At 43.4% G+C, this 24,386-nt stretch carries 20 protein-coding genes and 1 riboswitch; of the genes, 11 read left to right on the forward strand and 9 right to left on the reverse strand.

The annotated features are described in order from the left end of the window. Positions 1-20: 20 nt before the first annotated feature. The 7 genes from benD to F890_RS07835 all read right to left on the reverse strand — a co-directional run bounded on the left by benD (position 21) and on the right by F890_RS07835 (position 6,367). Complete coding sequence (gene benD, locus F890_RS07805; RefSeq protein ID WP_005266327.1) at positions 21-806, reverse strand: benzoate diol dehydrogenase BenD; 786 nt, start codon at positions 804-806, stop codon at positions 21-23. Positions 807-823: 17 nt separating this feature from the next. After that, positions 824-1,840, reverse strand: a complete 1,017-nt coding sequence (gene benC, locus F890_RS07810) for a benzoate 1,2-dioxygenase electron transfer component BenC (RefSeq protein WP_005266328.1) — start codon at positions 1,838-1,840, stop codon at positions 824-826. Between the two features lie 90 nt (positions 1,841-1,930). Further along, a complete protein-coding gene (gene benB, locus F890_RS07815; RefSeq protein ID WP_005096959.1) occupies positions 1,931-2,422 on the reverse strand; it encodes a benzoate 1,2-dioxygenase small subunit in 492 nt (163 codons plus the stop codon). Further along, complete coding sequence (gene benA, locus F890_RS07820; protein ID WP_005266329.1) at positions 2,419-3,807, reverse strand: benzoate 1,2-dioxygenase large subunit; 1,389 nt, start codon at positions 3,805-3,807, stop codon at positions 2,419-2,421. The genes benB and benA overlap by 4 nt, the downstream gene beginning before the upstream one ends. Before the next feature lie 71 nt (positions 3,808-3,878). After that, positions 3,879-4,799, reverse strand: a complete 921-nt coding sequence (gene catA / locus F890_RS07825) for a catechol 1,2-dioxygenase (protein WP_005266330.1) — start codon at positions 4,797-4,799, stop codon at positions 3,879-3,881. A 154-nt stretch (positions 4,800-4,953) separates the two neighbouring features. Next, positions 4,954-5,244, reverse strand: a complete 291-nt coding sequence (gene catC / locus F890_RS07830) for a muconolactone Delta-isomerase (protein ID WP_005266331.1) — start codon at positions 5,242-5,244, stop codon at positions 4,954-4,956. 13 nt (positions 5,245-5,257) lie between these two features. Further along, positions 5,258-6,367, reverse strand: coding sequence for a muconate/chloromuconate family cycloisomerase (locus F890_RS07835; RefSeq protein WP_005266332.1), 1,110 nt, complete (start codon positions 6,365-6,367; stop codon positions 5,258-5,260). 115 nt (positions 6,368-6,482) lie between these two features. On the opposite strand from F890_RS07835, the gene F890_RS07840 reads away from it, so the two are divergent. The 3 genes from F890_RS07840 (at position 6,483) to F890_RS07850 (ending at position 10,428) form a co-directional block, all read left to right on the forward strand. After that, positions 6,483-7,394: a LysR substrate-binding domain-containing protein gene (locus F890_RS07840; RefSeq protein ID WP_005266333.1), complete on the forward strand. Its 912-nt coding sequence runs from the start codon at positions 6,483-6,485 to the stop codon at positions 7,392-7,394. A gap of 229 nt (positions 7,395-7,623) precedes the next feature. Beyond that, positions 7,624-8,997, forward strand: a complete 1,374-nt coding sequence (locus F890_RS07845) for an MFS transporter (RefSeq protein ID WP_005266335.1) — start codon at positions 7,624-7,626, stop codon at positions 8,995-8,997. Positions 8,998-9,105: 108 nt separating this feature from the next. Next, positions 9,106-10,428: a DcaP family trimeric outer membrane transporter gene (locus F890_RS07850; protein WP_005251901.1), complete on the forward strand. Its 1,323-nt coding sequence runs from the start codon at positions 9,106-9,108 to the stop codon at positions 10,426-10,428. A gap of 47 nt (positions 10,429-10,475) precedes the next feature. On the opposite strand, the gene F890_RS07855 is transcribed toward F890_RS07850, so the two are convergent. Further along, the gene (locus tag F890_RS07855) at positions 10,476-11,897 is read right to left on the reverse strand and encodes an aminotransferase-like domain-containing protein (protein WP_005266337.1); all 1,422 of its coding nucleotides are present in this window, start codon (positions 11,895-11,897) and stop codon (positions 10,476-10,478) included. 378 nt (positions 11,898-12,275) lie between these two features. On the opposite strand from F890_RS07855, the gene F890_RS07860 reads away from it, so the two are divergent. From F890_RS07860 to F890_RS07875, 4 genes are all read left to right on the forward strand, one after another. Next, on the forward strand, positions 12,276-13,913 hold the full coding sequence (locus F890_RS07860) for a long-chain-fatty-acid--CoA ligase (protein WP_005266338.1): 1,638 nt from the start codon (positions 12,276-12,278) through the stop codon (positions 13,911-13,913). Between the two features lie 298 nt (positions 13,914-14,211). Beyond that, a complete protein-coding gene (locus tag F890_RS07865; protein WP_017397776.1) occupies positions 14,212-15,234 on the forward strand; it encodes a flavin reductase family protein in 1,023 nt (340 codons plus the stop codon). A gap of 42 nt (positions 15,235-15,276) precedes the next feature. Next, positions 15,277-16,443 carry a fatty acid desaturase family protein gene (locus F890_RS07870; RefSeq protein WP_004647028.1) on the forward strand — a complete coding sequence of 389 codons (1,167 nt, stop codon included), beginning with the start codon at positions 15,277-15,279 and terminating at the stop codon, positions 16,441-16,443. A 260-nt stretch (positions 16,444-16,703) separates the two neighbouring features. Continuing rightward, positions 16,704-17,054 carry a hypothetical protein gene (locus F890_RS07875; RefSeq protein ID WP_004280391.1) on the forward strand — a complete coding sequence of 117 codons (351 nt, stop codon included), beginning with the start codon at positions 16,704-16,706 and terminating at the stop codon, positions 17,052-17,054. Positions 17,055-17,123: 69 nt separating this feature from the next. Here the strand turns inward: F890_RS07875 and F890_RS07880 are convergent, their stop codons facing one another. Further along, positions 17,124-17,846 carry an HAD family hydrolase gene (locus F890_RS07880; protein WP_005266342.1) on the reverse strand — a complete coding sequence of 241 codons (723 nt, stop codon included), beginning with the start codon at positions 17,844-17,846 and terminating at the stop codon, positions 17,124-17,126. Positions 17,847-18,126: 280 nt separating this feature from the next. On the opposite strand from F890_RS07880, the gene F890_RS07885 reads away from it, so the two are divergent. The 4 genes from F890_RS07885 to uca all read left to right on the forward strand — a co-directional run bounded on the left by F890_RS07885 (position 18,127) and on the right by uca (position 24,374). After that, positions 18,127-19,020, forward strand: a complete 894-nt coding sequence (locus tag F890_RS07885; RefSeq protein ID WP_005100231.1) for a LysR family transcriptional regulator — start codon at positions 18,127-18,129, stop codon at positions 19,018-19,020. A 206-nt stretch (positions 19,021-19,226) separates the two neighbouring features. Beyond that, a riboswitch (guanidine-I (ykkC/yxkD leader) is annotated at positions 19,227-19,338 on the forward strand. A 28-nt stretch (positions 19,339-19,366) separates the two neighbouring features. Next, positions 19,367-20,104, forward strand: a complete 738-nt coding sequence (locus F890_RS07890; protein ID WP_017397777.1) for an urea amidolyase associated protein UAAP1 — start codon at positions 19,367-19,369, stop codon at positions 20,102-20,104. An 11-nt stretch (positions 20,105-20,115) separates the two neighbouring features. After that, complete coding sequence (locus F890_RS07895; protein ID WP_005266347.1) at positions 20,116-20,766, forward strand: urea amidolyase associated protein UAAP2; 651 nt, start codon at positions 20,116-20,118, stop codon at positions 20,764-20,766. Positions 20,767-20,768: 2 nt separating this feature from the next. Next, positions 20,769-24,374 carry an urea carboxylase gene (uca, locus tag F890_RS07900; RefSeq protein ID WP_005266348.1) on the forward strand — a complete coding sequence of 1,202 codons (3,606 nt, stop codon included), beginning with the start codon at positions 20,769-20,771 and terminating at the stop codon, positions 24,372-24,374. The last annotated feature ends 12 nt before the right edge of the window (positions 24,375-24,386 follow it).

Consider the following 24,386-nt stretch of genomic DNA (forward strand, 5'->3'; position numbering starts at 1 on the left):
AAAAATCGTGATGATCAGGACTAGCCTTGATCACCACCACCGACTGGTACCACGGTACCTGTCATATAAGATGATTCATCGGAAGCCAGGAATACAATCGCATTCACTTGCTCCTGAATCGTACCGTAGCGTCCCATGAAAGTACGGTCAATGGTCTGATCAACCACTTGCTGCATCCATTCCTTTTCAGATTCAGTTAGTGGATTAGCATTGCGCGGTACTTTACGTGGTGGTGCTTCAGTGCCACCCGTTGCCACTGCGTTAACGCGAATACCATCTTTGGCATGTTCAAAGGCAAGGGAAGCGGTCAGGCCGTTCACACCACCTTTAGATGCTGAATATGGCACACGGTTAATCCCGCGTGTCGCAATAGAAGATACGTTTACAATAGTACCTTTCTGATTTTTAATCATTTCCGGAAGTACTGCACGGCAGCACCACAGCGTCGGGAACAATGAACGGTTCACTTCCTTGATAATTTCCTCTTCAGAAAACTCCTCGAAAGGTTTCATCCAGATCGCGCCACCGACGTTGTTGATGAGCACATCGACACGGCCATAAGTCTCAAGAGCTTTTTCAACGACTGATTGAGCACCAGCAAATGTTTCCAGATTGGCTTTGACGGTAATCGCATCACCGCCAGTCGCTTCAATTTCAGCCAGAACTTCTTCCACATAAGGGGAAAGGTCAGCCATGACGACTTGAGCGCCTTCGTTCGCCACTTGCAGCGCGACACCGCGACCAATGCCTTGAGCGGCACCGGTCACGATTACGACTTTATTTTCAAATCTTTGACGATAAGACATTGAACAAATTCCCTCTATTAGTTGGCAGAGAATTTTTCAAACAGGAAGCTTGCAGGTTTTACGCCTTCAGCATCTAGCCAGCCGCGAACTGCTTCTACCATTGGTACAGGGCCACACAGGTAGACATCTACATCACCACCATTTAGCCATTCGTTTTCGATATGACCGGTTACATAACCTTTACGCTCATGGGCAGATTCAGGGTTAGCAACCACTGTACGGTATTCGAACCACGGGAATTTTTCTTGCAGTTCGTTCAGTTTTTCAATCGCTACCAAGTCGAAATCATTGGTCACACCAAATACTAAACGCACTGGATGTTCTGAATTTTTTTCTTCCAGCACTTGCAGCATCGACATGAATGGTGCAATACCTGTACCACTAGCCAGCATCAAGACAGGACGGGTCACAGGGCGCAGGTAGAAGCTACCAAATGGACCGGTAAAAGTCATCTTGTCGCCAGCTTTGGCATTTTTACTTAAGAATTCACTCATTTTGCCGTTCGGTACGTTACGTACTACGAAACCGGTCAAACGGTCACTCGGTTTTGAGCTGAATGAATATGAACGGGTTTCAGTCGTGCCCGGAATACCGACATTGACATATTGACCAGCAAGGAAGTGAATGTCCGGTTGACCTTCATCTAACTGGATGTCAAAAGTAATAGTCGAATCAGACAGGTTTTCGACACGAGCCAGCGTACCCTGGAATTCATGAATTTCAGTTTTGCAAACTTCTGAAGAGGCCTGAATCTGGAACACTGCATCTGAAGTCGGTTTACATTGGCAAGCCAGAATAAAGCCTTCAGCGGCTTCTTCAGGAGTTAAAGCATCTTCAATATAAGTTTCTTCAGGCATGTCATAAGAACCTGATTCACAAAACGCACGACACGTTCCACAAGCACCATCACGGCAGTCCAAAGGAATATTGATCTTTTGACGGTAGGCTGCATCTGACAGTGTTTCACCATCTGAAACAGAAATAAAACGTGTAACGCCATCTTCAAATTGAAGTGCAACATTGTGGTTTGACATGGCTGAATATCCTATATAAATCTTTGTAACTGAGCCTTTCAGCCAATTTTCCATCTGACCGAAAGGCATAACCTAGCTGTATAAACAGTCTTAGAGGTGATAAATGTCGATAACCTGGTTGATGTAATCGTTTTTCAGTACCACGTATTTGCTTAAAATTTGCGGTTTATCGCCTGAGAAATCGATTTCATAACGAGACATACCGAAGTAGCTGTAACTTGTTTTGTAACGGAAGCTCAGAGTATTCCAGTTAAAACGTACAGTCACTTTGTCGCCATCACGTTCTACAATTTCAATATTGCTGAGGTTATGGCAGGTACGTGTGTCCGGCATGGTTGCAGACGAACGTTCAGTCTTGATACGGAACACACGGTCTTCCAGTCCTTGACGATCCGGGTAGTAAATCAACGAGATTTCAGACTGTGGATCTGTGGTCAGCTTGTCATCATCATCCCAAGCTGGCATCCAGAAAGACGCAGTAGGGGCATAACAAGTTAACCAGTCATCCCATTGTTCATCATCTAAAAAGCGGGCTTCTTGATACAGGAACTGAGCAATATTTTCTAAAGTGATGTCGCTCATGCGTTTTCTCCTTCAGTTGATGCTGCAATTTCTTTCTCGGTCGCAATACCTTTTTTGATCAATTCTAACCAGTACTGGTGCTGAGACAGGTATAGACCTTCATCTTCAGTTTTAATACCAGACAGTTTTGGTTTTAAACCGATTTCATTGGCAGCATCATCCGGACCTTGAATCCAGTGTTTAGAACCACGGCACATGTCGTTCCATTCCAGCGCGATACCGGCATAACCTGCCTGACAAGCACGGAATTCTTCAAGATCGTCTGGTGTCGCCATACCTGAAGCGTTAAAGAAATCTTCATACTGACGGATACGACGGGTACGTGCTTCAGGCTCTTCACCGACAGGCGCGATACAGTAGATCGTCACTTCAGTCTTATCGACAGAAATCGGGCGCAGTACACGAATTTGTGAACCGAACTGATCCATGAAGTAAACGTTTGGATAGATACACAGGTTACGTGAACGTTCGATCATCCATTTCGCCATGGCTTCGCCATATTGCTCGGTGTATTCATCTTTCTTGGCAAAGTTAGGACGGTCTTCAGGATTGCCCCATTGAGTCCAAAGCAGCATGTGGCCATTTTCGAAACCGTAAGAACCGCCACCTTGTTTGCCCCAAGATCCGGCACTCATTGCGCGAACATTATCACCCGCTTGTTTTTCTTTACGTTGCTGAGTGGTTGCAGCATAGTTCCAGTGTACAGCAGATACATGATAACCATCAGCACCGTTTTCAGCAGTTAACTTCCAGTTACCTTCATAGGTATAAGTCGAAGCACCACGTAAGACTTCCAGACCTTGTTCAGACTGATCCACGATCATGTCAATGATTTTGGTCGCTTCGCCCAGGTATTCTTCCAGAGAAGGAACATCCGGATTCAAGCTGCCGAACAGGAAACCTTTATAGTTTTCAAAACGGGCAACCTTTTTCAGGTCATGTGAGCCATCTTTGTTAAAGCAGTCTGAATAGCCCGCTTCAGCCGGATCTTTAACTTTTAATAACTTACCTGAGTTATTAAACGTCCAGCCATGGAAAGGGCAAGTATAAGTTGCTTTATTGCCTTTCTTGTTACGGCACAATTGTGCACCGCGATGCGAACAGGCATTGATCATGGCATTCAGTTCACCTTGACGGTTACGTGCAATGATGATCGGCTGACGACCAATATAAGTAGTATAGAAGTCGTTATTGTTTGGAATCTGGCTTTCATGTGCTAGATAAACCCAGTTGCCTTCAAAGATGTATTTCATCTCAAGGTCAAACAGGGCCTGGTCTGTAAATACTGAACGGTGTAGTTTAAATTCACCAGATTCATAATCATCAACCAGTAATTCGTCAATGCGGTCTAAATGGCTGGTGTTAATTACGGGAATACGAGGCATGTCCTTTCTCCGACTTTCCAAGGGGGAAGTCAGCGGGATATATCTCAAGGCATATCCCGCTTCTTAATGTATTAAGCGCTAGCGCGGCGACGATCAACTTCAGTAGAAGGTGCGTCTTGTTTCTCTTTCACAAGTTCAATATCAAATTGAATGTGTTTGAAAGGACCTTTCAGACCACGTTTTGCAATTTCAGCTTCATCAGTCACGTCAACCGCAGTTGCAACCAAGCCTTCACGAGTAGCGAATGCAAAGTCATCCCACAGGTATTGGTCGCCTTCAATATTGAATTGAGTAGTCAGCTTGCGGTAACCCGGTGCAGATACGAAGTAATGCACGTGTGATGGACGGTTACCGTGACGGCCTAATTTGTCCAGTACAAACTGGGTTGTACCTTCTGGTGGGCAGCCATAACCCACTGGCATTGTCGTTAATGCAGTATATTGACCATCGGTAGCAGTAATGATGCTGCGACGCAAGTTAAAGTCAGACTGTGACTTGTCAAAGAAGGAATAGTTGCCCAGGCTGTTTGCATGCCAGATTTCAACTTTGGCACCTTCAACACGATTGCCGTCAGTGTCAGTCACTGTACCTTCAATGATTAAAGTCGGGATTTTGCCTTCTTCAGAACCATCATCCATACGCGCAAAGCTTACCGATTCAGGTGCGCCAGCGACATAAAGTGGACCTTCAATCGTACGTGGCGTACCGCCAGTAATACCTGCTTTAGCATCTGCTTCATCAGCACGTAAGTCTAGGTAATGCTCCAGACCCAAACCTGCAGCCAATAAACCCAATTCGTTGGCTTGACCGGCATCAGTAAAGTATTCCAGGCCTTTCCACAGTTCTGTCTGAGAGATATCAAGATCTTCGATCGCTTGGAAAAGGTCACCCAGCAAGCGCACAACGATTTGTTGTACACGCTCATCTACAGGGCCGGTTGCTGTATCAACGTTCATTTTCTTAACTAATGCATCAATTTCTTGGCGATTCATACTATTGCTCCTAAAGTATGTTTTTCATCTTTTCGTGGTGCGCTTTTTAGCTTTCATTGGCTGGCTAAATCTGGCTGGCCACAATCCTTGTTGAGGTACCCTCTGTTTTCGATTTGGAAGGGGAATCCGGTGATTCCCGATCCGCTTATTCAATTCAACTGTCGTCATCTCGAACTGAAGATGGATGACGATTTAAGGCCATTACGTCAATATTCATATAAGGATAGAGAGGCAAGCCCTGTAACAGGTTGTGCAGCTCTTCATTGCTTTCGACATCAAAAATACTGATGTTTGAGTATTGGCCTGTAATGCGCCAGATATGACGCCATTTGCCCTGACGCTGTAATTCCTGCGAATAGGCTTTTTCTACAGCCTTAATTTCATTTATCTGTTCAACAGGCAGGTCACGTGGAATGTTTACATCCATACGTACGTGGAAAAGCATGGGTTTCTCCTGATTACTGACGACGCAAGTTGTCAATCTTGTTTTCATCCAACTCAATTCCCAGACCTGGCCCTTTCGGAATCTCAAGTTCAAAGTTTTGATAGTTGAGTGGGGTTTTCAAAATATCTTCAGTCAGCAGCAAAGGACCAAACAGTTCAGTACCAAAGGCGAGCGTTTCAAAGGTTGAAAATACATGTGCTGATGCGATCGTGCCGACCGGACCTTCCAGCATCGTGCCGCCGTACAGGTCAATACCGGCCAGTCTGGCAATCTTGCCCACTTCACAACCTTCAATCAGGCCACCTGACTGGGCAACTTTGACTGCAAAAACAGAGGAACCGTTTTGTTTGGCAATCTCATACGCCGAGTGCGGGCCCATTAACGATTCGTCTGCCATGATGGCAACATCAAAACGTCGGGTCAGACGGCGCATGGCATCCAGGTTATCAATTGCACATGGCTGTTCAATCAGATCAACACCGCCATCTTGCAATAACTGAATGCCTTTAATCGCTTCCAGTTCTGACCAGGCACGGTTCACATCCACACGGATTGAAACGTCTTTGCCTAAGGCTTTCTTAATTGCCAACACATGTTCAACATCTTCTTCTACCGGACGCGAACCGATTTTGAGTTTGAAAATGTTGTGACGTTTTGCCGCAACCATTTTCTCTGCTTCCGCAATATCTTTTTCGGTATTGCCAGAAGCCAATACCCAAAGAACTGGAATACTGTCACGTAAGCGGCCACCGAGGACTTCGCTTAATGGCAAACCTAAACGTTGTGCCTGAATGTCTAAAAGTGCAGTCTGAATCGCACATTTGGCAAAACGGTTACCATTAATATTCTTTTTGATTGCTTGTAATGTCTGTGCAACATTTAAACCGGATAATGTTTTTAAAAGAGGCGCAAAATAAGTTTCAATATTAACTTTTACGCTTTCCGGGCTTTCATCACCATAACCTAAGCCACCGATAGTTGTTGCTTCACCCCAACCGATGTAACCATCTTCAGTGGTGATTTTGACCAATACCAGGGTCTGGGTTTGCATCGTCGCCACTGCCATCTTGTGAGGGCGAATGGTTGGAATTTCTACCAGCAAGGTTTCAACTGACTTATACATAATTACGCTTCACATTCTTGCTTTAATGTTTTGACTTGATATACCTTAAAAGAATAATGTTGATTGGTCTAAGATCGATTTAGCATTTTTTTATACTTTAAAGGTATGCAGGAATATGGAACTCAGGCATTTGCGTTACTTTGTCGCAGTCGTCGAAGAACAAAGTTTTACCAAGGCGGCAGAAAAACTGTTTATTGCTCAACCACCTTTAAGCAGACAAATACAAAATCTGGAACAGGAACTGGATATTCAGCTCTTTGAAAGAGGTAGCCGACCGCTTAAGACCACAGAAGCAGGTCAATTCTTCTACCAGTATGCGGTTAAACTTTTGTCTAATGCGGAAGAAATAAAATCGATGACCAAACGGATTGGTATCGCGGATCGCACCATTAGTATTGGTTTTGTTGGCTCGTTATTGTTCGGTTTGCTATCGCGTATTGTGTTTTTATTTAAGCAGCAACATCCCCAGCTCAAAATTGAGATGGTTGAAATGAATACTTCAGAGCAGATTCAGGCACTTAAGGAAGGGCGGATTGATGTCGGTTTTGGACGCTTGAGAATTTCAGATCCAGCAGTGAAACGGGTGTTGCTGCGTGAAGAAAGACTCATGGTCGCTGCGCATTCCAGCCATTTTCTCTCGCAACGAGATGGCGTGAACCTAGCTGAACTGGTGGATCAGCCACTCTTTTTATACCCGAATAATGGTAAGGCAAATTTTTCGACCCAGGTGCGCGGTATATTTTCCGAGTATGGACTAGAGCCGAAAAATATCCGTGCAGTCAGTGAATTGCAACTGGCGCTGGGTTTTGTGGCTGCTGGAGAGGGTGTTTGTATCGTGCCGGAAAGTGCCCAGAATATTCGTCTGGCACATTTAAACTTTATCCCTTTATTAGATGAATTTGCGGTCAGTCCGGTCTTTATGGCGATTCGTAACATGGATGAAAGTGAATATATTCGTTATCTGTTTGATGCGGTCTATCAGGTCTATGATCTTGAAGCGATTAAATATGATCGTGCGGTGTTTTAAACAAGATTAAAAACTTTTTAGATGCTATATAAAATAGGTGAAATTATTATTTAATGACTGAATTAAAGTCGTTTTATTTGGATGAATATCATTAAGGCATAGTAAATAAAGCCTTTTCTTGAAGGCAGACTTTATAGGTATAGAAGTATGCCTATTCAGTTTTGGACATTTATGGACATCTTCTGCATTGTGAATCTCATAAATTGAACTTCACAATTAGGAGGTGAAGATGTCTACAAATAAAGTGAATATAAATACGCTGATCGATGAAGCAAAGTTCACACCTTTTCATTGGGGTGTTTTGATCTGGTGTTTGCTGATCATTATTTTTGACGGTTATGACCTGGTCATCTATGGGGTGGCATTGCCGCTGCTGATGCAGGAATGGTCGTTAAGTGCAGTGCAAGCTGGAATGCTGGCTAGTACTGCCTTATTCGGAATGATGTTTGGTGCCATGAGTTTCGGTACATTGTCCGATAAACTCGGCCGTAAAAAAACCATCATGATCTGTGTGGCTATTTTTAGCGGCTTCACATTCATTGGTGCCTTTGCCACATCACCAGTCGAATTTGGAATCTTGCGCTTCTTGGCTGGTTTGGGTATTGGCGGGGTCATGCCTAACGTGGTCGCTTTGATGACCGAGTATGCACCTAAACGTATCCGCAGCACCTTGGTTGCGTTGATGTTTAGTGGTTATGCCATTGGCGGGATGACTTCTGCGCTACTCGGTGCATGGTTGGTGCCGCAATTTGGCTGGAAAATCATGTTCCTGCTTGCCGGTGTTCCATTGCTCATCTTGCCGATTCTCTGGAAATATCTGCCAGAATCCCTGATGTACCTGACCAACAAGCAACAGACGGCTCAAGCACACGATATTATTCAAAAGATCTCTCCGACACAGGTCATCACCAGTGACACCCAGTTTGTACTGAATGAAGTGCAAAAAGGGGATGAGGCGCCATTAAAAGCAATCTTTCAACAAGGCCGTAGCTTCAGTACCTTTATGTTCTGGCTGGCATTCTTTATGTGCCTGTTGATGGTCTACGCCTTGGGTAGCTGGTTGCCAAAACTGATGATTCAGGCAGGATATTCGCTGGGTGCAAGTATGATCTTCCTGTTCGCACTAAATATTGGTGGAATGGTAGGTGCAATTGGTGGTGGATATCTTGCAGATAAATTCCATATCAAAAAAGTGCTGACTATCATGTTCTTATGTGGTGCCATTGCATTGATTCTGCTTGGCTTTAACAGTCCACAATTTGTGTTGTATACACTAATTGCTGTGGCAGGCGCTGCAACGATTGGCTCACAAATTCTGCTCTATACCTTTGTGGCGCAGTATTATCCATCGACGGTACGTTCTACCGGTATGGGCTGGGCATCTGGTATTGGACGTATTGGTGCGATTGTTGGGCCGGTACTCACTGGTGCTTTATTAACCATGAATTTACCGCATCAAATGAACTTCTTTGCAATTGCGATTCCTGGCGTAATCGCTGCGCTGGCAATTTTCCTGGTGAACTTAAAAACTTCCGTAGATGGCCAAGCCCTTGCAACACCTGATGTGAAGCTGAATCCATTGGCAAAAGAAGCGACACATTAAGTTAGATTTCAATCAATAAAGATAATATTCCCAATGATATAGATCGCCATCGTAACGGATGGTGATCTGTTGCTAGAATCGAAACGCATAATAAAAAGCGAGTTTAGGATGAACACGACACAATTATTTAATCAACCAACAATCACATTCAAACGCACAGTTCTGATGAGCATGATGGCAATGAGTTTAGGGGGCATCAGCTTATCGACTCAAGCACAAACCTCAGCTCAGTCGAATCAGCAGGAAATTGAACAACTTCGCCAAGAAGTTCAGGCTCTACGCGCACTGGTTGAGCAACAGCAAAGACAGACGGCCGTGGTCACAGCACATGTTGCAGCAACACCCGCTCCAGCAAGCAAACCTGTCATGAAAATTGCCAGTGGTGCCGAATTTAATCTTTATGGAAATATTCGTGCGGATGCCTCTTATCAGGCTGAAGGTGGTTCAGCAGCACGTATGTATAACCAGATTAATGCTGTACCTTTAGAAGGTGTCGGTGAGCGTAGTGATGAATTTAAATCTACTCTGGCTGCAACCCGTTTAGGCATGGATTTTAAGGCACCAGTCGGTGCTGGAGATAAAGCTTTAAGCGGTAAAGTTGAAGTAGATTTTCTGGGTGGCGCAAGCTTTGATAACTTGCGTATCCGTCATGCTTATATCAGCTATGCCAACTGGTTGATCGGTCAAACCTGGTCGAACTTTGCAGTGCCAGATTATATTCCGGAAACTGTAGATGCATTGGTTTATGCTGGCGGTTCAATTAAACGGACGCCACAAGTTCGTTATACCAGCACAATCAGTCCTGAAACCAATCTGGTATTTGCAGTAGAAGATCCAAAAGATGCAACCATTACTGGTATTAAACAGCGCCTACCTGCTTTAACAGCACGTTTAAATCATAAATTTGCTGATAATCTTACAGTCAGTGCCCGTGCGATGGGGAATGAAAAGCGTGTCAATGAAGATGAAAAAACTGCATGGGGTGTAGGTTTAGGTGCCAAATACGAGTTTGTTCCAGGCACCAGCTTTAAGGCAGATTATTATCATGTCAAAGGTGATAGCAGTTTTGTCTCTTACGCCAATCCAGGTGTCGTTACAGCTGCTAATGGAGATCTTCTACAGAGTGAATTCGACTCGATTACAGTCGGTCTAACGCAGCAGTTTAATGATAAATTGCGTGGTACTATAGGCTATGGTTATATGAATTTCGACCAAGATAATGGATATCTTGCTGCTCCTGGTCTGAATCTAACAGCAGTGAACAAAGACCTTTGGCAGGCTTGGGCCAATGTGTTCTATAACCCTACAAAACCGCTGAGTTTCGGCCTGGAATATGTCTATGGCGAACGTGAAGCATTGGGTGCTGCACCAAATGGCAGTACAAAAGGTGAAGACAACCGAATTAATGCGGTTGCTATTTACAACTTCTAAGACTCCTTTCATAAGATAGTCTGATCTGTAACAGAAGCGTGGATGAATTAATCCGCGCTTTTGCTATTTTGAAGAATGGTTTCTGCCAGCAGATTGACTGCATCTTCAATCTGGGCTGTCCATTCAAACGAACAATTCAGTCGAATATAATGTTGGCTTGCAGGCTCAGGCTTAAACAGCAGTGCAGGGGCAATTGAAATATGTTGTTGAAGTAATTGTTGATAGAGCTGCTGGGCATCGACTTCTTTAGGCAACTCAATCCAGAGAAAATAACCACTGGAATAATAGTAAATTTCACAGATGCTTCCCAAACGCGCTTTGAGTTCCTGATAAAATTTCTTTTTATATTTTTCCAGATGCTGCCTTAAATGCCGCAAATGTTTTTCATAATAATGATGTGAAATAAATTCGACCAGCGCATTTTGAAGTAAGGGACTGACCGTTAAAGTGCTCATGAGCTGTAAGTGCTGAATGGCATCGGAAAATGGGCCGGCATACACCCAGCCGACGCGTGCACCCATCCCAAGCGTTTTCGAAAATGAGGCGCAGTGCAAAACCATCTGATGTTGATCAAAATATTTAACTGGTAACGGCTTGGCTGCACCATAATTTAATTCCTGATAAACATCATCTTCGATTAAATACACCTGATATTCATACAAGAGTTCCGCAATTCTTTGTTTGATTTCAGAACTGACGGTAAAGCCAATCGGATTATGGGCATTCAGCATCAGCCAGCACACCTTGATCGGATACTGTTTTAAAGCCTGTTCAAATGCTTCCAGATCGAAGCCAAACTGTGGATGTTCCTGAATCGTAATCACCTGTAATCCCAGACGCTCGGCTGCCTGCCAGGCACCATAAAATATGGTTTGCTGTAGCAGAATAAAATCACCGGGTTGGGTTAAGGCCTGTAAAGACAGATTCAGTGCTTCTAGTGCGCCGGACGTAATGACAATGTCATCTGGATTGCAGGTAATCCCTTGCAATTGATAACGGTTGGCAATCAGTTGCCGCAAGTCCTGATTACCAGGCGGCATATGGTTCTGATTGTTATAACTGCTTTTTCTTTTGGCCTGCTGCGCCAGAATCTGCATAAATTTAGCGTTATATAACAGCTCTGCATTGGGAAAGGCAGAACCAAAAGGCACAATCTCGGCTGACTGAGTCGATTTTAAATAATTAAATACCACCGAGTTGATTTGAATTTTAGGATTTAAACCAATCTGTACGAACTGTTTGCTATTGAGTAGTGCTTGAGTGTGTTCTACAACGTAGTAGCCTGATTTATCTTTGGCATAGACCAGCCCTTGCGCTTCAAGTTCTTGATAAGCATTGAGTACCGTCATCAGGCTATAACCAGATAATTGGGTCTGTTCGCGAAGTGAGGGCAATTTTTCATGTGCCTTCCATACGCCATTTTCAATCATCTGACGAATATTTTGTGCCAGTTTTTCAGACTTATACATATACTTTCTTGAACTAAAACTGTTCTAATTATTTTGATTTATAGCATATTTTAGGATGCTTAATATAACAAAAGGGAGGAATAGGATTATTGACATTCTATTTTTAAGCTTGAGTCTTGATGTACGACAATTAAAGTGAAAATCAGATCTCAGATTTTCTGTGTAAATTTTATCTCTACATAAATCGTATTCCCATTTTTATACGCCTCAGTCACTTGGCTTAATTTGTCACAATTCGATACTTACAAAGTTAGATTTCCTTGCTAAATTCGATCCACATGATGATAAAAAGTAAGTTAAGGTTTCAGATCGAGCCATCATGCAACTATTACAACGATACGAAAATACGGACCAATAACAAGCACAAAGGAGTGGAGAATGCTCGGAAATATGATGTTTCAGCCTTTACTGATCAGCAGCATGATTGAACATGCAGGACGCTATCATGCCGATACCGAGGTAATTTCCAAAAATACCGATACCAGTATTACAGTGACCAATTGGGGAGAAATTCATCAAAACTCGAAATGTTTTGCCAATGCATTACAACAACTCGGCTTGGCGCAGGGAGATCGGGTCGCGACCATTGCCTGGAATAATCATCGCCATTTAGAGTCTTGGTATGCCATTTCTGGCAGCGGCTTGGTCTGTCATACCATTAACCCGCGCTTATTTCCGGAACAGCTGATTTTTATTATGAATGATGCTGCGGATCGCGTGGTGCTGTTTGATAAAACATTTGTCCCTTTAATTAAAGCCGTGAAAGCACTGTTGACCTCAGTTGAGCATTTTATCTGTCTGGATGGGGCTGATCCGGCAGTTAGAGAAGCGATACCAGAAGTACAATTTTATGATGATCTGATTGCCGGCCAAAATGCAGATTTCGAGTGGCCAACACTTGATGAAAATTCGGCAAGCTCTCTGTGTTATACCTCGGGAACTACGGGCAATCCAAAAGGTGTGCTGTTTAGCCATCGCTCTACAGTATTACATAGCTATGCCATCATTTTACCTGACTCCTTAAATGTCTCGGCTGCCGACATTATGTTGCCTGTGGTGCCGATGTTCCATGTAAATGCGTGGGGCACTCCGTATGCCGCTGCAATGGTGGGATGCACTCTGGTCCTTCCTGGACCGGGTCTGGATGGTGCAAGTCTGGTCAACCTGATTGATACTTATCAGGTTTCGGTAGCACTTGGCGTACCGACTATCTGGCAAGGTTTGATTGCAGCCGCAAATCAGTCAGGTTCCAAACTGGAAAGCCTAAAACGGAATGTGGTGGGTGGATCGGCATGCCCACCGGCCATGCTAAGGGCTTTCAAAGAACAGTTTAATTGTGAAACAATCCATGCCTGGGGCATGACGGAAATCAGTCCACTGGGTACGGCAAATCAGCTCAAGACCAAACATTTACATCTGTCTGATGAAGAAAAATTACAGATTCGTCTGTCCCAAGGTCGTCCGCCATTCGGGGTTGACCTACGTTTGACTGATGCAGAAAAAGGGACGCATGAAATTGAACGTGATGGACAGACCACAGGAAATTTACAGGTCAAAGGGCATTGGGTTATCAGCCATTATTTCGGCAAGGAAGAGTCAGCTTTGACTGCAGATGGCTGGTTTGATACCGGCGATATTGCTACGCTGGATCAGGATGGTTTTATGAAACTCAGTGACCGTTCTAAAGATCTAATCAAGTCTGGCGGAGAATGGATTTCATCAGTGGAGCTGGAAAATATTGCCATGGGACATCCGGAAATTGCGATGGCTGCCGTGATTGCCGCCCAGCATCCTAAATGGGATGAGCGCCCGGTATTGATTGCCATTAAAAAGCCGGACAGCCAGCTAAGTGAAACTGATCTGCTGGATTATTATGCGGACAAGGTGGCCAAATGGCAGATTCCAGACCGAGTCGTATTTGTTGATGCGATCCCACTCAGTGGTACGGGTAAAATGCTGAAAAAGGATCTACGTGAATTATATGGGACTATTCTTTTGGAACAGGCAGCAGGTTAACGTGCCATTTAATCTGAAAATCCCAACATGAAGTCAAAAAACTGATCTCGAATAGAGGTCAGTTTTTTTATGTACAGGCTAAGCAGCGTTGTCTATTTAAAAATGCTTTTTCTCAATCCATATCACCTTGATCGCTACTTTTAGACGATATTGTCCGACAAAAAGTCATATTATATGGCATAGGCACATAATTTGACCTGTATTGACATGGTCTGAATGTGAGAATTCTTTATCCTGAGCAATATAATAATTAGACAGTTGTACATTAATGAAACTGTCTGCGGATAAGGGGATAAAAATGACAAGCATGCCAACCTATCAGCCGCATTGGATCCGGGAAGATTTCATTGATTTTATTGGTGAAAAAATCCATCCAACTTGGGCAATCAAAAAAGTTAAGGCTGCCGTTATGGGCATTCAAGCCATCAGCCCTGACTTTTTCAAGATTCACTTACGTCCAAATCATAATTTTAAAGCCAAGTCATTTCAGGCCGGTCAAAATATTGCAGTGACCGTCAGACTTGATGGCGTACGTCATCAGCGACATTATTCTGTGGTGACGGTATTGAAAAATGGTGATCTGATCATTGCGGTTAAACAGCAGGGCAAAGTGTCACGTGCCTTAAGCCTGATGCAAATTGGTGCCGTGATCGAAATATCACAGCCGCAAGGCGAGTTCACATTGCAAAAATCCACGCAGCCGATTTTATTCCTGGCTTCAGGCAGTGGGATTACGGCCATTTATTCCTTGCTGCAAAAAGCAGTGATCCAGTCTCTGGAACAGATCGACCTGATCTATTTCACTCGAGATGATGCCTTTCATGCTGAACTGAAAACCTTGGTTCTCATGCATCCAAACTTGAAATATCACCATTTCAATACTGTGGAACACCAGCAGCATCTGACGCAGAGCTTATTGCAAAAGCTGGTGCCAGACTTTGCAGAACGAAAAATTTATGCTTGTGGCTCCGCCGGGATGATGAAAGCTGCACTGAAAATCGTTGATAAACTGGAATTGAAATCCAATTTTCATTCGGAATATTTCCAGATTGTGGTCGATGAAAAAATTAAAGCACAGCCGGTACAGTTTTTAAGATCGCAGCGAGAGTTTCAAGCGCAGTCCAATTTACTGGAAAGTGCTGAAAAATCTGGTTTGCGACCAGCGCATGGCTGCCGGATGGGCATCTGCAACACCTGTTCCTGTACCAAGGTCAGTGGTTCGGTACGGAATGTCCTGACCGGTGAAATTGATCATGGCAATAATACCCAGATCAAACTGTGCATTTCTCAGGCAGTGAGTCCTGTGGTGATTAATTTATAAACCATTGATAAGCCATTAATTAAACTATAAGAAGGTGCTCCCATGAATATGCAAATTGATTTTAAAAGACATAGCAAAAGCCAATTTCTTAGCCCTGAACAGATTGAGGAATTCGGTGCCAAGGTCGATGCAATCCGCCGCGAGGTCATGGATGATCTGGGGGAAAAAGACGCCGAATATATTTATAAAATTCGAAACTTTGTCCGCTATAGCGAAATTGCCTCACGTGGCATGCTGATGTTTGCCGGCTGGTTGCCACCGGTATGGCTGGCAGGGACAGGTCTGCTCGGTCTTTCCAAAATCGTGGAAAATATGGAACTCGGCCACAATGTCATGCATGGCCAGTTCGACTGGATGAATGATCCGAGTCTGAACGGTGCGACCTATGATTGGGATACGATTTCAACCGGCGATGACTGGAAATACACGCACAACTATATTCACCATACTTATACCAATATTGTCGGAATGGATCATGATGTCGGTTATGGGCTGATTCGAGTTAGTGAATCACAAAAATGGGAACCACGTTTTCTGTTCAATATTCCATTGGGCATTCAGTTAATGGTGTTTTTCGAATGGTATGTTGGCCTGCAACGTTTGCATCTGGAAGATGTGATTGCCTATAAAACCAAAACCTGGAAAGAAGTCTGGGAAGAAGCAGCACCTTTGCGCCAGAAGATGCGTCGTCAGGTGTTAAAAGATTATGTGTTTTTCCCGATTATTGCAGGGCCAAATGCCATTCCGGTATTTACCGGAAATGCGGTGGCTAATGTGATTCGCAGTCTATGGGCTTCTGCCGTCATTTTTAACGGTCATTTCACTGAAGATGCTGAAACCTTTGAGATGGACAATACCGACAATGAAACCCGTGCCGAGTGGTATTTACGCCAGATTCGTGGTTCGAGCAATTTTAGTGGAACAACTTGGCTACATATCTTGAGTGGTAATTTGAGTCATCAGATTGAGCATCATCTATTCCCGGACATGCCCGCCAATCGCTATGCGCAGGTTGCGCCAAAAATCAAAGCGCTCTGTGCAGAATATGGTATTCACTATAACGAAGCCAGCTTCATGAAACAGTTTTCTACAGTGTGGGTAGGTCTGGCTAAATGTTCTCTACCGAATCACTGGACTGAGCAGGTGGTTGAAAAAACCCATGCTGCCAAATCTGTATTCAACTACTTTAAAGCGAAACTATTGTCATAATTTTTAAGCTTTACTTATTCACCATTTTGGTACTCCTCAATAGATTTGAATGGTCTATTGAGGAATTTTTTTTTGACCTTTATCAGATTCAATATCATTAAAATCCTCCTGTTTATGAATAAAATATGGATACAGATTTCAAAAAATGACGAAAGCAAAACACATCCAGTACTGCTGAAACGCTTTGCCTACAACAACCTGCTTCAGCCCTAAGGGCTTCTCTCTATAATGGCCGCGTCGTTACACTTAAGGTCTCAGTTTTGAAACATCTTAAATATTTTTCAGCAATTCCATTATTAGTACTTTTAACTGCTTGTAACACCACTGAAGCACCCGCACCAGATTATCAGGGCAACTGGAAAAACACCGTGGAAAATCCAAAACTTGAAAATATTCTGGTTATTTCAAAAAATGGTGAAAATTATCTGATTACCAATACGATCAAAGATAAGGAAACCGGTAAAACCGAGAAAAAGAATCCAATGCCCGCTGCAGTGAACGAAAATGGCATGCTTCAGTTGAACGCAGGTGCAGGTATGGTCGATTTTGCAATCGATGAGAAAACCGGAAATCTGGTTGGTTCAGGCTCAATCTATAAAAAAGCCAAATAGTCAGCAAGATTTTTAAGCCACAAATAGTATTCAAGATGTCATGAACAAGGATGCTTCATGGCATCTTTTTTAGTGGATGTTGTTATTGAATGAACTTAATAATTCAGCAAAATTTTCGACATAATAATTTGCTTTGGCTTTGATCAAATCTATTTCATGAGCGGAGTGCTGGTCATAAATTCCCACTACCTCGATGCCCGCATGATTTGCTGCTTCTACACCGACTAGAGAGTCTTCAATAATTAGACATTCCTCAGGTCGAAGGTTAAAGGCTTGCAAAACATTCAGATAAACTTCGGGATGAGGTTTAATGTTCTGGACATTTTCACGGGTGAGAATCAAGGAAAAGTCCTCATCAAAGCTGATTTTAGAGTTAATATTTCGATTGTTATCCTGATAGCGCTGTACATTGAATAAACTGGTGGTGGTGGTCAAAGCCAGTGATATCTGTTGCTGTTTTAAAGCCTGAATCAGGAGGTCTGCCTGAGGTTTTAACTCGACGATATAATCAAGAAAATGTCGGGAAATTGTATAACGACGATTTTTTACTTCTTCTTTAGCTGGTTCAAAATCGTATTGTTCTTTTAAAAATCCACAATATTCCAGATAAGGATCTGGCCTATGTCTCAAGGCGGTAAGTTGAAGATCGCGTTGTTGCTGAATCTCATATAAATCGACTTTTCTGTTAGAGAGCTCATCAATCAGGGCTGCATCGACCTGATTCCAGATGCCTACAGAATCAATCAACGTACCATCCAGATCAAAACAGACCAGCTTTTTATCCTGAAACATATAAGATTTCTCTATATTTTTACCATTTATTAGGTGTGGCTGAGTATATCCCATACGATTTAAATGTTTAACTGACCTGAGCAAACCGGGCTGGAAATTTTACGCTAAGGTACTTTTTAATGGATTTATTCATCTTGCAAAAATATTTTTTTCGGAAAATTACAGCGAGTTTAATCCTGAAAATAGTTGCGAAGTGTTATATTTTAATCTGACCCTCAATAGACTTATACGGATGAAAGACCTGTCCGAATGATGAGAAAGTTAAAGGAACTGTATTTCTGTGTTTGAACTTGACTGTAAATTGCTCAGTATTTTTTATTATGTCTATAAATTTAAAAACGTATCTCAGGCAGCCGATCATTTAGATATGAGCCAGCCAGCGGTGAGCAATCTGCTGAATAAAATTCGCCAGCATTATGGTGATCCTTTATTTTTACGTATTGGCAATGAGATGCTACCTACGGATCTGTCCAAACAGCTCTTTCCCTTGGTCAGCGAAGCACTGAGCAAAGTTGAAGCAATCAATAATTTTACGATCAATTTTGATCAGGTCACTTCACAGCAGCGCTTTACACTGGCGATGACCGATGTATCGCATCTGGTGTTATTGCCAAAAATTTCCCAGTATCTGAAGCAGCATGCATCCCATATCCGTCTGAATGTGCGTCCGATTACATCGGAAACCAGTTATCAAATGGCCAATGGTGAGATTGATCTGGCTTTGGGCTTCTTGCCAAATCTGGAGAATGGCTTTTATCAGCAGAAACTGTTTGAACAATATTATGTGGTGATCGCGGCGAAAGACCATCCGCGGCTCACGGATGACAGCATCACGACCGAAGAGTATTTACATGAAACCCATATCGATATTGATGCCGGGATGGGGCATTACCATATTGAAAATGAATTGCTGAATCTGGAACTTAAGCGTGACATTCTAATGCGTCTGCCAAGTTATCTGGGAGTCGGACTGGTAGTGCAGGAAACCGATGCGATTGCGACCGTGCCTTATTATTTGAGTGAAGTCCTGTTATCACGTGGCAATCTCAAGATCTTTAATGCGCCAATTGCGTTCCCGACCTATTCCGTAAAGCAGTATTGGCATATGTCCTGTCATCATAAAACCAGCCATCAATGGTTACGCAATATGCTGCATGAGATTTTAAGTAAATAACTCTACAACTTAAATAGTTTGATTGAGTTCTCATCTCTAGATTTTAAACTCCCGGTTCAAGCCGGGATTTTTTTATTTTGGTACATCTTGATGCCTTTTTCAGAGCCTTGCACCTGAAGTGATCAGTTCTATCTCAAAAAAAAGTATTACGAATATAAAAAATAGTATTACCAGTTTGGCACGTCCTTTGCATCTATCTACTCAATCATAAAGTGATCTAGGGTTCCGATACATGAAGATTCATGTAGGTCTGCGACCGAGAGTTCACGGCTTAAGTTTCAAGCTCAAGCTACACGGAGGGATAAAAGCCCCGGAGGTAAACCGTACAAGATTGGGATGGATGCATATGAGCACAACTACTTATCACGAAGATCAAGTCCTCTGGACTGAACGTTTACCGGGTGGACACCACTGGTCAGCACGCATCCAGCGTGGCGCAGTTTTACAACTTAAATCTTTAGGCGCAAATGCCAATGTTTCACTGTTTTGTGTGAATAGCGAAGATAAGCTTGAAGCCTATAACATGCCAGACAGCTTAAAAGGTCAACACAGCGCATTTTTAAGTACAGGGCACATTTTGGCGTCTGATTTAGGTCGTGCGATGATCTCGATTGTTAAAGATGACCATGGTTGGAATGATGCCTTTTGTGCGCCAAGTACCGCACCGCAAATCGAACAACAGTTTGGCAAGCAAAGCTTCCAAGATGCGCGTAACGACATGTACCGCAACGGTAAAGACAGCTTGCTTTTAGAGATGACCAAATTTGGCTTATCGGCGACGGATCTTAGTAGTAGCTTAAACCTATTTTCAAAAGTTGCACCGGATGACAACGGCAACTTGTCTTATGTCGTATCTGACAATACTGATCAAGTAATTGAATTGCGTTTTGAAATGGACTGCTTGGTGTTTTTATCGAGTGCGCCACATGCTCTAGATAATTCGACTGAATATGCACCTGCTGATATTCAACTCTCACTCTTTAAAGCATTACCTTTAGGCGAGACAGATGTCTGCCGTGACTCATGCCCGCAAAATCAGCGTGCGTTTCAAAATAATAACCGCTACTACGCTTTAACTGCTTAAGGGGAATGATCATGACTGCACTCGTAAATCTAGAAAAATCAGTACTTAGCGAAGTTTGTCCTGCCGGTGAAGCATGGATGTGTGAAGTCAAAAAAGGCCAGTATTTCCGTATTGTTGATCTTGAAGGTAATCAAGCGGTGGATACTTTGTTTATTTCCGCACATAACCCTGAAGAGCGTTATAGCGCAACTGATACTTTGGCGATGAACCGTCAAATTTATCTAGAAAAAGGTACGACTTTATATACCAACTTTGGCAATAAAATTGCGAGTATTCATGATGACAACTGCGGTCGCCACGATACTTTAGGCGGTGCATGTTCATGTGAAAGTAACACGGTTCGTTATGCGCATGATAAATATCCAATGCACAGTTGCCGTAACAATTTCATGATTGCATTGTCACAACATCCGATTGCGAAGAAGCATGGTTTAAACGTACGTCATATTGGGCCGAATATTAACTTCTTTATGAATGTGCCTGTCACAAGTGACGGTCACCTGAAATTTGATGATGGTATTTCTGCACCGGGCAAATATGTCGAAATTAAGGCCGAAATGGATTTGATCGTACTGATCTCCAACTGCCCACAACTGAATAACCCATGTAATGCCTACAACCCAACCAAAATTCAACTGATTGTTCGTGAAGGCGAGGTATAAAAATGTTTAATAAAGTTCTCATCGCCAACCGTGGTGCAATTGCATGTCGTGTCATTCGTACCCTTAAAAAATTAGGCATTCAATCTGTTGCAGTCTATTCTGAAGCCGACCGTGATTCATTGCATGTCACTTTAGCCGATGAAGCGGTATTCATTGGTGATGCACCTGCAAGCCAAAGCTATCTGAATGTCGATAAAATCTTAGAAGTGGCCAAACATACCGGTGCGCAAGCGATTCATCCGGGCTATGGATTCCTCTCTGAAAATGCCGAATTCTGTAATCTGTGTGAAGCTCAAGGCATTGTATTCTTGGGACCAAATGCCGAGCAAATGAAAGCTTTTGGTCTCAAACATACTGCACGTGAATTGGCAATTCAAGCCAATGTGCCGTTATTGCCGGGTAGTCAATTACTCGCTGATGAAGCTGAAGCACTGCTTGAAGCGGAACGTATCGGTTATCCTGTGATGCTCAAAAGTACCGCTGGCGGTGGTGGTATTGGTATGCGTTTGGTGTGGAATGCTGAAGAGCTGAAAGATGCTTACACAACCGTGTCGTATTTAGCGCAAGCGAACTTTAAAGATGCAGGCTTGTACCTCGAGAAATTTGTGCAAAATGCGCGTCATATCGAAGTGCAAATCTTTGGTGATGGCAATGGCTTAGTTTTAGCTTTAGGCGAGCGTGATTGTTCGGTGCAACGTCGTAACCAAAAAGTGATTGAGGAAACACCTGCGCCACACATTACAGATGAACAACGTGCTTATATCCAAAACGTTGCGATTCAATTGATGCAGTCAGTGAATTACCGCTCGGCTGGTACGGTTGAATTTGTGATGGATACCGACACCCAAGAATTCTATTTCTTGGAAGTGAATACCCGTCTACAAGTGGAACATGGTGTCACTGAGCAAGTCTTTCGTGTGGACCTTGTGGAATGGATGGTGACCTTAGGCAGTGGTGATTGGGTTGCTCCAACGTCAAAACTTGAGTCGCAAGGTCATTCGATTCAAGTGCGTTTATATGCCGAAGATCCAATCAAAAACTTCCAACCAAGTGCAGGGCTTTTAACGCATGTTGCGTTTGATGCCAATGCCCGTAATGAAACTTGGGTAGAAACCGGCTCCAATGTCTCGTCGTTCTATGACCCGATGATTGCCAAAATTATCGTCACAAGCGATTCTCGTGATTCTGCCATTCAAGCCATGACGGATACTTTGGCTAAAACTTCGGTTGCCGGCATTGAAACCAATCTTGAATATCTGCAAAACATTATTGAGGGTGAGGTCTTTAAAGCAGGCACGCAAACCACACGCTTCTTAAATACCTTTGAGTGGAAAACCCAAAAAATCGAAGTGTTACAAGCTGGTATTCAAACCGCCGTGCAAGATGTCACAGGTCGTTTGGGCTACTGGGATGTCGGTGTGCCACCATCAGGTGCTATTGATCCGCTGTCTTTAAATGTCGCAAACCAATTGTTGGGCAATGCACCGAATACCGCAGGGCTCGAATGTACCCTACAAGGCCCAAGCTTAAAATTCCATTGCGATAGCCAAATTGTGCTTGCAGGTGGTGATATGCCATCGACCTTAGATGGTGTGGCTGTCCCAATGTGGCAAACCGTGAATGTGCGTAAAGGTCAGGTACTTAAATGTGGCAAGATCGCCACAGGTTGCCGTACTTATATCGGGATTAAAGGCGGTCTAAATGTGCCTGAATATTTGGGTTCACAAGCAACCTTCACTTTAGGTCAGTTTGGCGGTCATGCAGGGCGTAATTTACTGATTGGCGATATGCTTCCAATCACAGCATTTACATCCGATGAAGTCAAAGCATTAAATGAAGATCAAATCCCAACATTTTCCAATTCTTGGGAAATTGCGGTGATGTACGGTCCACATGGTGCGCCTGATTTCTTTACCAAAAACGACATTGATACCTTCTTTGCCAACGAGTTTGAAATTCACTTCAACTCCAGCCGTACCGGAATTCGTTTGATTGGTCCAAAACCAGAATGGGCTCGTCAGGACGGTGGCGAAGCGGGTCTGCATCCATCCAATATTCATGACAATGCCTATGCCATTGGTGCGATCGACTTTACGGGTGATATGCCGATTATCTTAGGTCCAGATGGCCCAAGCCTTGGTGGTTTCGTGTGTCCTGCGGTGGTGATCAATTCTGAGCTTTGGAAATTGGGTCAGCTTAAAGCAGGTGATAAAGTCAAATTTGTGCCTGTCAGCTATCATCAAGCGAAATTGCTGAATGAAAAATATCATGCGCAATTAACTGCTGAAGATACGCAAGCTGTGGCATTTGATGAGTCGTTCTATCCTGAAATCAGCACCTTAAAATCTGCCATTTTAGATACTTTAAAAGGTCAAAATGGTACGCCTGATGTGGTGTATCGTCCTGCCGGTAATAATTATATGTTGGTGGAATATGGCGAACTGGTTTTAGATTTAAACTTGCGTTTCCGTATTCATGCGCTGGTGCAATGGGTCAAAGATCAAAATATTCAAGGCATTATTGACCTGACACCGGGCATTCGTTCGCTGCAAATCCATTTTGATTCGACCCAGCTCGATCAGATTGATTTATTGCGTATGCTTCAATTCGCAGAAGAGCAACTGCCTGATGTCACTGAGATGCAAGTGCCATCACGTACTGTGTATTTACCGCTTGCTTGGGAAGATTCACAAACCCAACTCGCAACCGAACGTTATATGCAAACTGTGCGCCCTGATGCACCGTGGTGTCCTGACAATATCGAATTTATTCGTCGTATCAATGGCTTAAAAGACAAACAAGCCGTGAAAGATGTGGTCTATAACGCGAGTTATTTGGTCATGGGCTTGGGCGATGTATATTTAGGTGCGCCTGTGGCAACCCCGCTTGATCCACGTCAGCGTTTGGTGACCACTAAATATAACCCTGCGCGGACCTGGACGCCTGAGAATGCTGTGGGGATCGGCGGTGCGTATATGTGTGTCTACGGTATGGAAGGTCCGGGTGGTTATCAGTTTGTCGGTCGTACCTCACAAATGTGGTCACGCTACCGTAAAAACCCTGATTTTGAGCAAGGTATGCCGTGGTTACTTCGCTTTTTTGACCAGATTAAGTTCTATGAAGTGTCTGAAGCTGAACTCATGCACATGCGTGAAGACTTTAAAGCCGGTCGTCTAAAATTACGCATTGAAGAAGGTGTACTCAACCTGAAAGAATACAATGACTTCTTAACGGAAAACCAAGAGTCGATTTCTGTATTTAAAGCGGTGCAACAAGCCAACTTTGATGCTGAACGTCGTCGCTGGCATGAAGCAGGGCTTGCGGAATATGTATCTGAAAGCCTAGATGCTGTGGATGATGGCGAAGGTGTTGAAGTGCCTGAAGGCGGTTGTGCTGTTGAGTCACATATGCCGGGTTCAATTTGGAAAATTGAATGTCAGTCGGGCGATATTGTCGAAGAAGGTGCAACGCTTGCAGTCATTGAAGCAATGAAGATTGAGATTCCGATTATTGCACCTGAACGCATGAAGGTTGAAGCAATTACCATTGAAAAAGGGCAGACGGTAAAAACGGGGCAGGTGTTGTTTACGTTGGCGCCAGTGGCTTAATGAGATAGGTAT

This window comes from Acinetobacter sp. CIP 64.7, from assembly GCF_000369745.1.
Taxonomy (GTDB): domain Bacteria; phylum Pseudomonadota; class Gammaproteobacteria; order Pseudomonadales; family Moraxellaceae; genus Acinetobacter; species Acinetobacter fasciculus.

Bases quoted from the DNA above. Each gene is read 5' to 3' on its own strand.
- benD (WP_005266327.1), bottom strand. From the start codon at position 806: ATGTCTTATCGTCAAAGATTTGAAAATAAAGTCGTAATCGTGACCGGT.
- benC (WP_005266328.1), bottom strand. From the start codon at position 1,840: ATGTCAAACCACAATGTTGCACTTCAATTTGAAGATGGCGTTACACGT.
- benB (WP_005096959.1), bottom strand. From the start codon at position 2,422: ATGAGCGACATCACTTTAGAAAATATTGCTCAGTTCCTGTATCAAGAA.
- benA (WP_005266329.1), bottom strand. From the start codon at position 3,807: ATGCCTCGTATTCCCGTAATTAACACCAGCCATTTAGACCGCATTGAC.
- catA (WP_005266330.1), bottom strand. From the start codon at position 4,799: ATGAATCGCCAAGAAATTGATGCATTAGTTAAGAAAATGAACGTTGAT.
- catC (WP_005266331.1), bottom strand. From the start codon at position 5,244: ATGCTTTTCCACGTACGTATGGATGTAAACATTCCACGTGACCTGCCT.
- F890_RS07835 (WP_005266332.1), bottom strand. From the start codon at position 6,367: ATGTATAAGTCAGTTGAAACCTTGCTGGTAGAAATTCCAACCATTCGC.
- F890_RS07840 (WP_005266333.1), top strand. From the start codon at position 6,483: ATGGAACTCAGGCATTTGCGTTACTTTGTCGCAGTCGTCGAAGAACAA.
- F890_RS07845 (WP_005266335.1), top strand. From the start codon at position 7,624: ATGTCTACAAATAAAGTGAATATAAATACGCTGATCGATGAAGCAAAG.
- F890_RS07850 (WP_005251901.1), top strand. From the start codon at position 9,106: ATGAACACGACACAATTATTTAATCAACCAACAATCACATTCAAACGC.
- F890_RS07855 (WP_005266337.1), bottom strand. From the start codon at position 11,897: ATGTATAAGTCTGAAAAACTGGCACAAAATATTCGTCAGATGATTGAA.
- F890_RS07860 (WP_005266338.1), top strand. From the start codon at position 12,276: ATGCTCGGAAATATGATGTTTCAGCCTTTACTGATCAGCAGCATGATT.
- F890_RS07865 (WP_017397776.1), top strand. From the start codon at position 14,212: ATGACAAGCATGCCAACCTATCAGCCGCATTGGATCCGGGAAGATTTC.
- F890_RS07870 (WP_004647028.1), top strand. From the start codon at position 15,277: ATGAATATGCAAATTGATTTTAAAAGACATAGCAAAAGCCAATTTCTT.
- F890_RS07880 (WP_005266342.1), bottom strand. From the start codon at position 17,846: ATGTTTCAGGATAAAAAGCTGGTCTGTTTTGATCTGGATGGTACGTTG.
- F890_RS07890 (WP_017397777.1), top strand. From the start codon at position 19,367: ATGAGCACAACTACTTATCACGAAGATCAAGTCCTCTGGACTGAACGT.
- F890_RS07895 (WP_005266347.1), top strand. From the start codon at position 20,116: ATGACTGCACTCGTAAATCTAGAAAAATCAGTACTTAGCGAAGTTTGT.
- uca (WP_005266348.1), top strand. From the start codon at position 20,769: ATGTTTAATAAAGTTCTCATCGCCAACCGTGGTGCAATTGCATGTCGT.